Source organism: Mesobacillus subterraneus (assembly GCF_023715485.1).
Lineage (GTDB): Bacteria > Bacillota > Bacilli > Bacillales > Cytobacillaceae > Mesobacillus > Mesobacillus subterraneus_B.
The window spans coordinates 212,953-226,094 of record NZ_JAMBOF010000008.1 but is presented as its reverse complement, the minus strand read 5'-3'; the positions used below and the strand labels follow the sequence as shown (position 1 = coordinate 226,094).

The 13,142-nt window shown below is 41.9% G+C and carries 15 protein-coding genes; 12 read left to right on the top strand and 3 right to left on the bottom strand.

The genetic code is table 11. The features are described from left to right. Positions 1–631: 631 nt before the first annotated feature. Positions 632–1,111: a hypothetical protein gene (locus M3204_RS14135; protein ID WP_251482874.1), complete on the bottom strand. Its 480-nt coding sequence runs from the start codon at positions 1,109–1,111 to the stop codon at positions 632–634. Then, entirely contained in the window at positions 1,108–1,482 is a 375-nt protein-coding gene (locus M3204_RS14130; RefSeq protein WP_251482872.1) for a hypothetical protein, read from the bottom strand. Before M3204_RS14130 ends, M3204_RS14135 begins: the two co-directional genes overlap by 4 nt. Positions 1,483–1,811: 329 nt before the next feature. Here M3204_RS14130 and M3204_RS14125 point away from each other — a divergent pair, with 329 nt between their 5' ends. From M3204_RS14125 to M3204_RS14085, 9 genes are all read left to right on the top strand, one after another. Then, a complete protein-coding gene (locus tag M3204_RS14125; protein ID WP_251482870.1) occupies positions 1,812–2,297 on the top strand; it encodes a DUF4912 domain-containing protein in 486 nt (161 codons plus the stop codon). Then, positions 2,269–3,489 carry a glycosyltransferase family 4 protein gene (locus M3204_RS14120; protein ID WP_251482868.1) on the top strand — a complete coding sequence of 407 codons (1,221 nt, stop codon included), beginning with the start codon at positions 2,269–2,271 and terminating at the stop codon, positions 3,487–3,489. The genes M3204_RS14125 and M3204_RS14120 overlap by 29 nt, the downstream gene beginning before the upstream one ends. Beyond that, a complete protein-coding gene (locus M3204_RS14115) occupies positions 3,486–4,118 on the top strand; it encodes a hypothetical protein (RefSeq protein ID WP_251482866.1) in 633 nt (210 codons plus the stop codon). The genes M3204_RS14120 and M3204_RS14115 overlap by 4 nt, the downstream gene beginning before the upstream one ends. A 57-nt stretch (positions 4,119–4,175) precedes the next feature. Further along, positions 4,176–4,325, top strand: coding sequence for a 50S ribosomal protein L33 (gene rpmG / locus M3204_RS14110; protein ID WP_082686875.1), 150 nt, complete (start codon positions 4,176–4,178; stop codon positions 4,323–4,325). A gap of 142 nt (positions 4,326–4,467) precedes the next feature. Then, entirely contained in the window at positions 4,468–5,037 is a 570-nt protein-coding gene (locus M3204_RS14105) for a 5-formyltetrahydrofolate cyclo-ligase (protein ID WP_251482864.1), read from the top strand. Further along, positions 5,027–5,815, top strand: a complete 789-nt coding sequence (locus tag M3204_RS14100; protein ID WP_251482862.1) for a DUF92 domain-containing protein — start codon at positions 5,027–5,029, stop codon at positions 5,813–5,815. Before M3204_RS14105 ends, M3204_RS14100 begins: the two co-directional genes overlap by 11 nt. Before the next feature lie 132 nt (positions 5,816–5,947). Next, positions 5,948–6,898 (top strand): L-lactate dehydrogenase, encoded by a 951-nt coding sequence (locus M3204_RS14095; RefSeq protein ID WP_251482860.1) that lies wholly within the window; start codon positions 5,948–5,950, stop codon positions 6,896–6,898. 150 nt (positions 6,899–7,048) lie between these two features. After that, positions 7,049–7,246, top strand: coding sequence for a hypothetical protein (locus M3204_RS14090; RefSeq protein WP_251482858.1), 198 nt, complete (start codon positions 7,049–7,051; stop codon positions 7,244–7,246). Between the two features lie 176 nt (positions 7,247–7,422). Then, positions 7,423–8,973, top strand: a complete 1,551-nt coding sequence (locus M3204_RS14085; protein ID WP_251482856.1) for a rhomboid family intramembrane serine protease — start codon at positions 7,423–7,425, stop codon at positions 8,971–8,973. Here M3204_RS14085 and M3204_RS14080 read toward each other — a convergent pair. Further along, the gene (locus M3204_RS14080; RefSeq protein ID WP_251482854.1) at positions 8,945–9,826 is read right to left on the bottom strand and encodes a hypothetical protein; all 882 of its coding nucleotides are present in this window, start codon (positions 9,824–9,826) and stop codon (positions 8,945–8,947) included. The two genes, M3204_RS14085 and M3204_RS14080, sit on opposite strands and share 29 nt — an antisense overlap. 168 nt (positions 9,827–9,994) lie before the next feature. Here M3204_RS14080 and M3204_RS14075 point away from each other — a divergent pair, with 168 nt between their 5' ends. The 3 genes from M3204_RS14075 (at position 9,995) to M3204_RS14065 (ending at position 12,889) form a co-directional block, all read left to right on the top strand. Further along, a complete protein-coding gene (locus M3204_RS14075) occupies positions 9,995–11,455 on the top strand; it encodes a spore germination protein (RefSeq protein ID WP_251482852.1) in 1,461 nt (486 codons plus the stop codon). A gap of 234 nt (positions 11,456–11,689) precedes the next feature. Then, the gene (locus tag M3204_RS14070) at positions 11,690–11,905 is read left to right on the top strand and encodes a YqgQ family protein (protein ID WP_251482851.1); all 216 of its coding nucleotides are present in this window, start codon (positions 11,690–11,692) and stop codon (positions 11,903–11,905) included. 6 nt (positions 11,906–11,911) lie between these two features. Next, positions 11,912–12,889, top strand: a complete 978-nt coding sequence (locus M3204_RS14065; RefSeq protein WP_251482848.1) for an ROK family glucokinase — start codon at positions 11,912–11,914, stop codon at positions 12,887–12,889. The last annotated feature ends 253 nt before the right edge of the window (positions 12,890–13,142 follow it).

Here is a 13,142-nt window from a genome sequence, read left to right as displayed (position 1 = left end):
AGATTTAGGTTAAACTGTAATTGAGTCATAATTAATTCCTCCACATTGTTTTCGTCGCTGATAACATTGTTGACTAAAGGAATTAATTTGACTCATTTTCTTTTTACACAATTATATGGGCTTAATCGTTTGGGGCAAAGGAGAGGCCCTGCTTTTACCGTTTTCGGTTCTTTCTCACAGTTTGGGGCAAAGGAGAGGCCCTGCTTTTACCGTTTTCGGTTCTTTCTCGCAGTTTGGGGCAAAGGAGAGGCCCTGCTTTTACCGTTTCCGTTTTTTTCTCGCAGTTTGGGGCAAAGGAGAGGCCCTGCTTTTACCGTTTTCGGTTCTTTCTCGCAGTTTGGGGCAAAGGAGAGGCCCTGCTTTTACCGTTTCCGTTTTTTTCACGCAGTTTGGGGCAAAGGAGAGGCCCTGCTTTTACCGTTTTGAGTGCTTTCTCGTATTTTCGGGCAATGCAGCGAACTGATTTTACCTTCTCGGGTTCATTTTCGTTTTTTTGGGCAAAAGCATAAGTGTCCGGAATAGAACTCAACAGAATAACTAAAGAATAATAAAAAGACTGTAGACACACTGGTTTTTCAACTAGTATGTCTACAGTCTGAGACCCTGCTGATAGCAGGTCTAATCCATAATATTATCTATTTTTCGTAATAACTTTGGCAATCTGGTGATAATCCATGCCGCCAGTTAGCTCGTACTGACCGATTTGGACCTTGGTATGGTAGCCCTTGTCAATCAGGAATCTTTCAAACTTAGTTTCATCATCAATGATTCCCTGGCTTTTCAGCATGATTGCAACGTCACCTGGAGTCATTCCGCCAGCGATTACGAGGGTGAATTTTTTCTCCTCTTTCACTTCTTCTGCTTCAGTCTTTTCAGCAGGTGCTTCTTCTTTTGGCTTCTCTACTTTCACTTCAGCTTTCTTCTCATTGAGCTTTGCGAACTCATTGCTGCTCATTACTTTATAGCCTTTAGTTTCAAGAACCTTTTTTGCGTCCGAAACTGCAACTTTTTGTTCCGGTTCTTTTTCAGCGATTACACTGCCTCCTGCCCAAAGGAATATGGCAGAAAAAAGAATTCCTAATGCAAATGCTTGTGCTGTCCGTTTATTCATACGATCTGTCCTTTATCAACAAATTCACTAATGATTTCCTGTACCTCTTGATTCGAAAGAGAAGATTGCTTTGCAATCTGGTTAATATCCATACCCTGCTGGGCAAGCGACCATACTTGGTTTTTAATGATATCATGGATTTGCTTTTTGCCAGAAGTAAATGAAGATTGCTTTTCCAGGATTGAATCATTTACAAGCAATTCTTCCTCCAGTACCTTCAGCTTTTTCTTGATCTGGTAGAGATCCTGGATTTGTTGGATTGTTAACTGGTCTATTTCCTCGCGCAGTTCCTTATACGGGTCTTTTAAAAAGAATGAGAGTCCAAAAAGGAGTGCTGCAAGGGCGACCAGACTTATGATTATGTAGCCCATCTGTTATTCCTCCCGAGCTGTAATTAGAACACATAGAATTAGTGTACCATTCCGTATAGGAAAATTCGATTCATATTTTTTTCCTGAAAAAAAATGATAGTTTTGTCATATTATGATTTCCAGTCGTTGTAAAGCTTGTCGATCACCCACCATATTTGTAATTCATAAAGCCTAGTGAAAAATATTTGAACTCTTCCATATTGTATCTTCATGAGGGTGCAAATTACGACAATTTGTGTTCATTGTGGCAAGGCAGGTAACATGCTAACATAAATTTATAGAATAAATGTTTAATTTGATTCATACACTTAATAATTTGGGGGTGCAGCGTGACAATAAGAAAACATAGAGCAAGCAAGACATATGACCATCTGTCTGCGCGAATCCTTTCACCCGGCAAGCTTTTTGTTTTTTGGCAGCTCCAGGATGAGAAAGTGCAATTCATGAGCCGTTATTTCAATTTACCGGAAAAACGGGTTGTCAGAACCTTGCGACTGTATGATCTAGCGAATGGCAGGAATGATGGCTGTATTCAAGAGATCGTCTTGCGGCAAGATGTATCGAGCTGGCTATTCAAGGGTGTAAGCGAAAACCGAAGTTATGTTGTGGAACTAGGAATCAAGCTAAACGAAGAGAAATTTTTCCCGGTGTTAAGGTCAAATGAAATCATTTCAAGTCTTAACTCAATAGAATCAAAAGAAAATATTTATGATCAGCAGTCCCCTGGATGGGTAGGACAGGTGAGTACTTACACCTATTATGACACCCTTGAAGGGAGCAGCAAAAGTGAAAAACAGCAAAGGAACAGAAGATAGGAAGACTATCTTGATGCTATCCTGGGAGTATCCGCCGCATATAGTCGGGGGACTTGCCAGGCATGTGCATGCTCTCTCTATAGAACTAGTGAAAATGAATTATGATATCCATGTCATCACTGCAAGAGCATTTGAATCGCTAAGCTATGAAAAAAGGGATGGTGTCCATATTCATCGGGTATCCCCCTTGAATCAAAATGATCCAGACTTCCTTGCCTGGATTGGCGGCCTGAACTTAGCAGCGTTAGAAGAAGCAATCGCGATTGCTGATCATATCGAATTAGATGCAGTCCATACACATGATTGGCTGACAGGTCCAGCGGCTGAATTTATAAGCCAATCTTTAGGTATACCATTAATTGCGACCATTCATGGAACGGAATTTGGCCGCAATAAAGGAATTTATACTGAGCTGCAGCAGTTTGTTTTTTCAAAAGAAAAGAATCTTGCACACACAGCTGATGAAATCATTGTGTGCAGCAATTATATGGAAGATGAGGTTGCCAGATTATTTAAAGTGTCAAAAGAAAAGATTTCTGTCATTGCAAATGGAGCAGAGGCTGATAACCGCAGCATACCGGACATTCACATTGAGGAAGTATATCCTTTTTTAAGAGGAAGGAAAGTGGTCTTTTCAATCGGAAGAATGGTAGAGGAAAAAGGGTTTGGAACTATAATCCGTTCCGCATTAGCTCTAAAAACTGTCTGCCCAGAGCTTTGCTTTGTAATCGCAGGAAATGGACCGCTGCTAGAAATATACCGGCAAAAGGTAAAGCAGCTTGGATTGACTGATACTGTTTATTTCATTGGTTTTGTCAATGATGGCATCCGCAAAGGTTTTTTGCAAAGGGCAGACATGGCAGTGTTTGCAAGCAGTTATGAACCATTCGGACTTGCTGCTGCCGAAGCACTGGCGGCTGGTGTACCTACGATTGTAGCCGAAACAGGTGGGCTGAAGAGTCTTGTAGAGAATTTTGAGACAGGCTTTTACATGAAACCTGATGATGAAAAAAGTTTAACAGATACAATTAATTTCATTATAAAGAATGACCAGCTTGCTAGAGCCATAGCCACAAAAGGGGAATTAGCGGCTAATGCTAATTTCAGCTGGGAACAAAACGCGAAGGCAACAGATAAACTCTATAGTAGTTCATTAAATTTATACTCTTCACAGAAGGAGGGAATGCAATGAAAATGAATGCTTATCTTGAGGTAGACGATGATGGCAGAATGGAATACAGCAGAAAGCCTTTGATCTTCAGCCATGGTTTATGGATCGACGGTAAAATATACTGGCTGGGCAATGCCAGCGAAAAGCTGCTGCCGTTTGATGAATTATCGATTAAAGTCAAACAGGCTAATATACATTCTAAGGTAGAGTTTTTTGATATTTTCGTAACGAATCATGCCAAATCCTGTAAGCAAGCAAAATTGATCCTAATTCAACGGCATGCTGAAACAGCGAATGAACACTTAAGTTTCGTATCGCCAAATGAGGATGTCATCTTCCATATTGCCGATAAAAGAATTTATTTAGTGAACGGGATGAATAGCAGCGGCAGGATGAAGCAATGCACAGTCCAGCCGGTATGGAACATCAGTACCGAACGCCTGTGGAACTGCCGTGAGTCAGGAAAGCTCAATTATCAGCCGATGGCGAAAGGAGCAGCTGCCAGCGTCTTTTCGCTTGACCTGAATATGGGGCCTCGTGAAACTCAAAAAAGCAGCTGCTGGATGATTGAAGGGACGGAAAAAAATACGGTCGTAAATTTGAATAATATGCTTTTGAAAAACACACTAGCGTTTCCCGACAAAAAGTGATATTATAGAAAAGTCGTATGCACGAACCTAGCTTGAATTAGTTTGGAGGGAAATAATATGCGTGTAAACATTACATTAGCTTGCACAGAATGCGGAGAGCGCAACTATATTTCTAAAAAAAATAAGCGTAACAACCCAGATCGTCTTGAGCTTAAGAAATATTGCTCAAGAGAAAAGCGTTCTACTGTACATCGCGAAACAAAATAAGCAGCGGGAATTTTCCCAGCTGCTTTTTTGTTTGCTTAAATTCATAGAGTATATATAAATTTCCTTTTAAAAATGCCAGACAAAGAAAATAATGGTAAAGTTTATACATAACGAAATTTTGTGAAGTTTGGGGGAAGAATTGATGGAAGCGAAACAAAAACTTCGTAAATTGGTAAGAGCAGAGTTGTCGGAGCTGAGCTTACCTCATTATGAAGATATGTCCTACCAGATTGCCCAGAAGCTTTATAATGATCAAGACTGGAAAGAAGCTTCAACGATCGCCGTTACTATTTCAAAAGCTCCTGAGGTTGATACTTTTCAAATCATCCGTAAAGGCTGGGAGCAAGGGAAAAGAATAGTCGTGCCAAAATGCGAACCCAAGTTACGAGGCTTGGATTTCCGGCAGCTGACTCGATTCTCCCAGCTTGAATCAGTCTATTACGGCTTGTTGGAACCGATCGTTTCCGAAACAGAAACGGTAAAACCTGAAGAAATAGACTTAGTGCTCGTCCCTGGCCTTGCTTTTTCTGAAAGTGGATACAGACTTGGCTTTGGTGGAGGATATTACGACCGTTTTCTGGCAAACTATCATGGTAATACGGTTTCATTGGCCTTTAAAAACCAAATTGTAACTGAAATCCCAACTGAAGAGCATGATATTCCTGTAAAGAAAATCATAAGCAATGAAGAGGTTATATTCGTTGGACGCTGAGCAATTTATTGTCATAACTTTAATAGGGATCGCAGCGGCAGTTTTCAGCTATTTTAATCTTCTCAGCTCATCAGGGGCAGTTGCTGCATCTTTAACAGGAATATTGGTTTGGGCAGGGTTCGGAATCAATGGGGTGATTGTGATGGGCACCTTTTTTGTTACATCCAGTCTCCTTTCAAAATATAAACATAAGAGAAAGGAATACCTTGGAGAATTGCATGAAAAAGGTTCAGCAAGGGATTGGGCCCAGGTTGCCGCTAATGGAGGGACTGCCGCGCTAGCCGGTCTGGCTAACCTTTTGTCCCCTGATCCAGTCTGGCTTCTTGTGTTTTCGATTTCCCTGGCAAGTGCGAACGCCGATACATGGGCGTCTGAACTTGGGGTGTTAAGCAAGAAGTGGCCCGTATCAGTCAAAAATATGAAAAGAGTTCCAAGAGGAACATCAGGTGCAGTTTCAGGTTTCGGTACAGCTGCATCTGCTGCTGGTTCACTGTTGATTGCTCTATCCGCTTATTTTCTTTTTGGACTTGAACAGCGATGGGCCGTTGCAATTTTTATATTCGGGTTTGTCGGGACTATGCTGGATACGCTGCTGGGAGCCTATCTCCAAGCCGGTTATAAATGCGTAAAATGTGGGCTTTTTACAGAAAAAACCCTTCATTGTTCTATGCCTACCATCCAGGTTTCAGGTTACAAAAAACTCAATAATGATGCGGTGAATTTTATTTCGTGTTTTACAGCAGCATTTTTGGGAATGGTTTTATATATAGTTTTTTAGTTAAGGAATGCTCTGTAACAAAATGTTTATAATGATAACGTTTTCTGTTTCATAAAGGAATACATAAAGTTTGTGAAATAATGTACAATCTATTTGAGGGAAGATAATTACAAATTCAAGGAGGATGGCGATATGAAAAATCGTGTAAACCGTGTCGTGCTCGTCGGAACTGGTTTTGTTGGTTCAAGTTATGCATTTGCTATGGTCAATCAGGGAGTGGCAGAAGAACTGGTACTTGTTGATCTTAATAAGGAAAAATCAGAAGGAGACGCAATGGATTTGAACCATGGAATGGCTTTTGCCCCTTCCCAGACAAAAATTTGGTTTGGTTCATATGCAGACTGCCAGAATGCAGACTTGGTCGTACTTTGTGCCGGTGCCAATCAGAAGCCAGGCGAAACAAGACTCGATCTTGTAGAAAAAAATACAAAGATTTTCAAAAGCATTGTCGATGAAATCATGGCCAGCGGATTTGACGGTATTTTCCTTGTCGCAACAAACCCCGTCGATATCCTGACATATGCAGTCTGGAAGTTCTCCGGCCTGCCGAAAGAACGTGTGATTGGCTCAGGAACGATTTTAGACACAGCAAGATTCCGCTTCTTGCTTGGAGACTATTTTAAAGTTGATACGAGAAATGTCCACGCCTACATCATCGGTGAACATGGCGATACAGAATTGCCAGTATGGAGCCATGCCGATATCGGCGGCAAACCGATTGCCAGGATGATGAAAGACCAGGAGCACTACAAACACGATGACCTTGAACAGATTTTCACGAATGTCAGGGATGCGGCTTACCACATCATTCAACGAAAAGGGGCAACATATTATGGAATCGCGATGGGGCTTGTACGCTTGACTAAGGCCATCCTCCATGATGAAAACTCAATCCTTACTGTTTCAGCCCAGCTGAATGGAGAGTACGGCCACGAAGATATTTATATCGGCGTACCTGCAATAGTGAACCGCAGCGGGATCAGGGAAATAGTCGAGCTATCCCTTGATGAAGAGGAACAAAAGAAATTCGACCATTCCGTAGAAGTGTTGAGAAAAGTTATGGAACCTGTCCTGAAGAGTTAGTATCGAGGGAGCTGCATATAAGCAGCTCCTTTTTTATTGCTGCTGAAACCGCTTTCTACTATTATATATACACAACTTTTGGAATGTATTTTTTATCGGCAAGGGATAAAATCATCATCTTTTTCCTAAAATAAAAAGGGAGGGATATATATGGTAAGAAAAATGGTTTCGATCTTCATGCTTGGTCTTGCCGGTTATTTTTTATTTGATAACAGATACCGTGTCATGAATATGCTTCTGGGAAACAGGTTTTTGCGCCGAGTGGCAGTGGGTTCAATAATGGGTTTGCCCGGTATTAGAAGCAAGATGATGCAATCCGTGTTCTCAGGACCTTCAGAATTCCAGTAAAAAGACCCTTAGTGGTCTTTTTCTGTTTTTGTCAGGTGAATAGAGGGCTCTTGATATCTTGCTTGAGTATAATTAGTTTATAATATTTTAAAAAGGAAAAAATAAAGGAATGTACATACATATATTTATATATTTTATTGGCCAGATATTATTCTGGCAAGAAAGTAGGGGAGAAGTTGGCTTTTTTGGAAGAGTATTTGTTTTGGAGGGTCACGGAATTCCTGATTGTAAAAAAGGGATACCGAATCCTGCAATTATCGAAGGATCAGGGCGAGCTGTGGCTTGAGAAAACAGAAAACAAGCAAGCGCAGGTGATTCGCCTGCTTCATTATAATCTTGACTGGAGCAACTGGCTGCAGAGGGATATAGAAATAACTGCAGAAAACGGGGAACGGATACGGGGTAAGCTTGCTAAAGGAGACTTGAAGATATTAAATCTTTACTTTAGCGCATATCCACCTGTTGACGATTATGAATTCCGGCTTGCGGAACCATACCAATCCTCAGATACCGGCAAGGTAACTGTAAAATCGATTTTAACGGACCGTGCGAATGCGATGGATGCCTTAAGAGAGATTGAAAGTAATCTTGGTGATCAGGTAGATATCGAGCTCGTAGATGACTTTTCAAGCCACGATATTGAAAACATAAAGAAACATGCCCTGTCTACGGCATTTGACAGAGCAAAGGCAGAGCAATCCGTTTTTGATTACGGAAAACCCTTTTTCACATATATTTTTATTGCAATACAGATTTTGGTGTTCCTCGTGCTTGAGGCAGCCGGCGGAAGCACTGATACATCGACATTGATAAAATTCGGAGCTAAATTTAATCCACTTATTTTAGATGGGGAATGGTGGCGGTTTTTTACGCCGATTTTCATCCACATTGGATTGCTGCATTTATTCATGAATACTCTTGCCTTATACTATTTAGGAACAATGGTTGAAAGGCTTTATGGCAATTTCCGATTCTTATTTATTTATATAGTCGCAGGGTTTGGAGGAGTGCTTGCCAGTTTCATTTACAGCCCGAACCTTTCAGCAGGAGCGAGTGGTGCGATTTTTGGCTGTTTTGGGGCATTGCTGTATTTTGGCGTGACTAACCCAAGATTGTTTTGGAGAACGCTTGGTCTTAATATTCTGATAGTGCTTGGTATCAATCTCGCCTTTGGTTTTACGATTCCTGGTATAGATAATGCCGGTCATATCGGCGGGCTTGTGGGCGGATTTGCGGCAGCAGGAATTCTCCACCTGCCGAAGAAAAAACGTCCATTGCTTCAACTAGTTTTCCTGGCTGCTGCCGGTGCGACGATTTTTCTTGCCCTTCAATACGGATTCAGCGGTAAAGCTGATCTTGTTGACGAACGGTCGGTCCTGGTTCTTGCACAGCAGCATCTAAAAGAAGAAGAATATGAAAAGGCCTATGATGTGCTGTCAGCATACAAGCAAGAGGGGAAATCCTCTGCTGAAACAATATTCCTGCTTTCGTTTACTGAAATCAAACAGGGCAGACTTGAGGAGGCGAAGGGTCATCTCCATGAGGTTATTGAGCTTGAACCAAGTTTCCATGAAGCTTATTATAATCTCGCCTTGATTTATTTTGATGAAAAGAACTACTTGGAAGCACAGAAGTATGCGGAAAAGGCTGCGGAACTTAATCCTGGTCAGGAAAGCTACCAAAAGACACTTGAGCAGATCAAGTATTACCTTGAAGAAGCTGCTTAAGAACAATGCTTTCACCATCTTTGGTTTGCGTGACTACCAGGAGATGACTTTTATCCTTAGACACTAAAATAAGCGGCATGGTGCTGTCAATTGGATCAACGACAGTGCCATCGCTTTTTTTAATGCCCAGGTAGTAATTTTTATATAATCCCTCCCATAGCTTTCCGAGGATATTGGCAGTCTCTGTCTGGGAAAATCCCCGGATGGGCTGATCTTCATATTTCCTGATTTCATCAAGCGGGATGGTGATATAGTTCGCAGTCTGGATTCCGTAAGTTTTAGCAGCTTTGTTGAGACTTTTATTCAGCCTGTTAACAGTACTCTGATCTAAAACATTTTTCCATTCCTTCTCCAGCTTGCTTTTGGCTATTCTGAAGGAGTGAAGTGGACTGAAAGGTGAATCAATCACATAAAGCATGTCATCTGACATCCTTTGGGCACTTGTGATTTTATCTCCTGCGCCATGGAGCTCGGTATAATGAAAGGTGATCGCGTCATATCTAGCACTCTCCCCTGTCGAGATGATCTCTTCCTGGGATAAATCGGCTGTGTCCTGCTCCCATTTCCCAACTTTCCCTTTTAAAAGTCCATTTACATATAGCAGGCCTAAGTCCTGTCTTAAATATGCATCCCTGTCCAGAAGGGAGCTCTCTTTCCAATCGATTCGGTGAAGGTTATTTTTTTTGTTCTTTTCAAGTGTCAAAGTGGTGCTGGCACTTTTATAACGTACAGATTCATCGATTGGGAAAAACGTGATGGTTTCCTCTGATGGATTAACTATTTGCAGCTGGATCACAAGTGCAGAAACTGCTATGGCCAATGTACTAATCCCTAAAAATAGATATTTTTTCATTAATCTCATCCTTTTAAATTTCATATGGTTGACCGGTATAACCACTATATGACACTTGTCCTGAACACATGCAATTAAGTATGTTTTTCTCGATCTTTGGCTAAGATGGTGAAGGAAAAGTCAGGAAAATAATGGGTAGCGCTGTTATGAAAGGTGTTTAGATAGACTATGGCAGAAAAAAAGAAACATCCGGTTCATGCAAACCTCAAAGAAAATATTGAGTTTTTAAGGGAAGAGCTTGGAATTGGCAAGAGTTTCGATGTCATCCAGCTTGATGTTGAGTACGCTGGAAGGGACATGGCTTTGTTCCTTGTTGATGGTTTTGTAAAGGACGACATACTGCTCTATATTATGCAATTGCTCGCTAAGCTGGAGCCGGGGGCATTAGAAGTTGATACACTTAAGAAAATGGTCAAGACATACATTCCATATGTGGAGGTTGAAACAACCGATGATCTGGACAAGGTGGCGGACATGGTTCTTGCTGGACCGACAGCTCTGGCGGTTGATGGCGTTTCAGAAATCATCCTGATCGATGCAAGGACCTATCCTGTCAGAGGGCCCCAGGAACCTGATACAGAAAGAGTAGTAAGGGGTTCGCGGGACGGTTTTGTCGAAACGCTTGTGTTCAACACTGCGCTTACGAGAAGGAGAATCCGTGACCGCACATTAAGAATGGAATACATGCAAGTCGGCAGAAGATCCCAGACCGATATAGTTATTTGTTACATAGAAGATATTGCTGACCCTGATATGGTCAAAAAAGTAAAAGACTCTATCAGCAAAATTGATACTGACGGTCTTCCGATGGGGGAAAAGACAATCGAGGAATTCATTTCTGGCCGGCACTGGAATCCGTTTCCGACGGTAAGGTATACGGAACGGCCAGACACGGCAGCAACTCACATATATGAAGGGCATGTGTGCATCATCGTCGATGGATCGCCAAGTGTGCTTATCACACCCACTACCTTTTGGCACCATTTGCAGCATGCAGAAGAATACCGGAATAAGCCGCTTGTTGGAGCTTATTTGCGGATGGTGCGCTTCATGGCTGTATGGACTTCATTGTTTTTGCTGCCGCTTTGGTACCTATTTGCTGTCAGACCTGAATTGCTGCCCGAAAAGCTATCGTATATCGGTCCGAATGATCCCGGCCAGATACCACTGTTTTTACAGTTTTTCATCATTGAGATCGGAATTGACGTCCTGAGGATGGCAGCCATCCATACGCCAACTTCACTGGCGACTGCACTGGGACTAGTCGCTGCATTGATGATCGGCCAGGTGGCGGTCGAAGTCGGCCTGCTGACTAATGAAGTAATATTGTATCTTGCCATCGCTGCTATTGGCACGTTTGCAACCCCGAGTTATGAAATGAGTTTGGCCAACAGGCTTGTAAGGCTGTTCTTGCTCGTGATGACAGCGGCATTCCAGCTTTATGGGTTCTTGATCGGAATTGTTCTGTTCATTATCATGCTCGCTAGAATGAAATCCTTCGGGGTACCTTACTTATGGCCGTTTATACCATTTAATCTGAGAGCCTTCCGGGATGTCTTGGTCCGTTCACCAATTCCTCTGAAAAATCGGCGGCCGCGCATATTGAATCCGCAGGATCCGGATCGTTAAGATAAAGCAGCCTATGCTGCTTTTTTGTTTTTGTTTAAATACAATGTTGATTGGCACTCACAGTCCCGAGACTCCACCGGGATTAGAAACAGCTGGAACGGAAATCAACATTTAATTTAAATAGAGCCTCGTCTAATAAAAACTTCTCCAGCACTCTTGAGGCGGGTGCGCGTATCCATTATACTTAAGTAATGTAAACATGCTCTTATTTTCACAAACATCGAGGGGAATACGTTGAAAACGATTTATGAAATACAGCAATTCCTGAAAAAATTCGGGACAATTATTTATATTGGCGACAGAGTTTCTGATTTAGAGCTTATGGAGTCTGAGTTAAGGGAGCTCTTTCATTCACAATTGATTGAGACAAGAGACTACCAGACTGCACTTTTGCTGTTAAGGCATGAAATACAGCTGGAAAAAGAAAAAAATGCAAATAGGAAAAGGTGACACAAAATGGCTGAAAAATGGCTTGTTGGTGTAGATTTAGGCGGAACAACCACTAAACTTGCATTTGTTAGTTTATATGGTGAAGTACTTCATAAATGGGAAATACCAACTGATGTTTCAAATGAAGGGAAAAATATTACGGTCAATATCGCTAAAGCAATTGACGCGAAGCTTGAGGAATTGGGGCACTCAAAAAGCGAAATCGTCGGGATTGGAATGGGTGCACCTGGACCTGTCGACCTGCCTACAGGTGTTATTTTTGAGGCGGTCAATCTCGGTTGGCGTGAGCCATATCCATTAAAAGATTTATTGGAAGTGGAAACATCTTTGCCGGCAGTGATTGATAATGACGCTAACTGTGCAGCGCTGGGAGAAATGTGGAAAGGCGCTGGAAACGGTGCAAAGGATCTTGTTTGTGTAACCCTGGGTACTGGGGTCGGCGGCGGAGTAATTGCCAATGGTGACATCGTACATGGAATAAGCGGAGCTGCGGGAGAAATCGGTCATATCACATCATTAGCTGAAGGCGGAGCACCTTGCAACTGTGGCAAAACTGGCTGCCTGGAAACGATCGCTTCTGCTACTGGGATCGTAAGAATTGCTCTGGAAGCATTAAGCGCTGAAGATTCAAGCGGTGAACTTGCAGTGGTCCATAAAGAAACAGGACTTGTTACGGCGAAGGATGTCTTTGATGCTGCGAGGAGAAAAGATGTAACTGCCCTAAAGGTGATTGATACCATTGCATTGCATCTGGGAATCGCGCTTGCGAATATCGCCAACACCCTTAATCCTGAAAAAATTGTCCTCGGAGGCGGAGTTTCAAAGGCGGGAGATATTCTTCTTGATCCCGTGAAAGAACAGTTTTTAAGAAATTCATTTCCGCGTGTCGCGCAGTCGACTGAAATCAGCATCGCGACATTGGGAAATGATGCAGGCGTCATCGGAGCTGCATGGCTGGTGAAGAATAAGTTAGGACAGGTATAATAATCGGGATGAGGAGTTTTCTTTTTATATGAGAAAACTCCTTTTTTAGTTAGGAATAAAAGATTCAATTTTCCGAATTTGGACATTCCTGAAACTTTTTGAGGTTTGAAACGTCTATAATGGTGGAAAATCACATTGATGAGTCAATTGCTTAGTATACCGTTTATCTTTAATTTCCCGTTTGCTTTTTCGTAAAAAAAGTATTAAGATTATGTTTGATTCTTGAGCGATCAGAAAAATTAACCTAAAAATT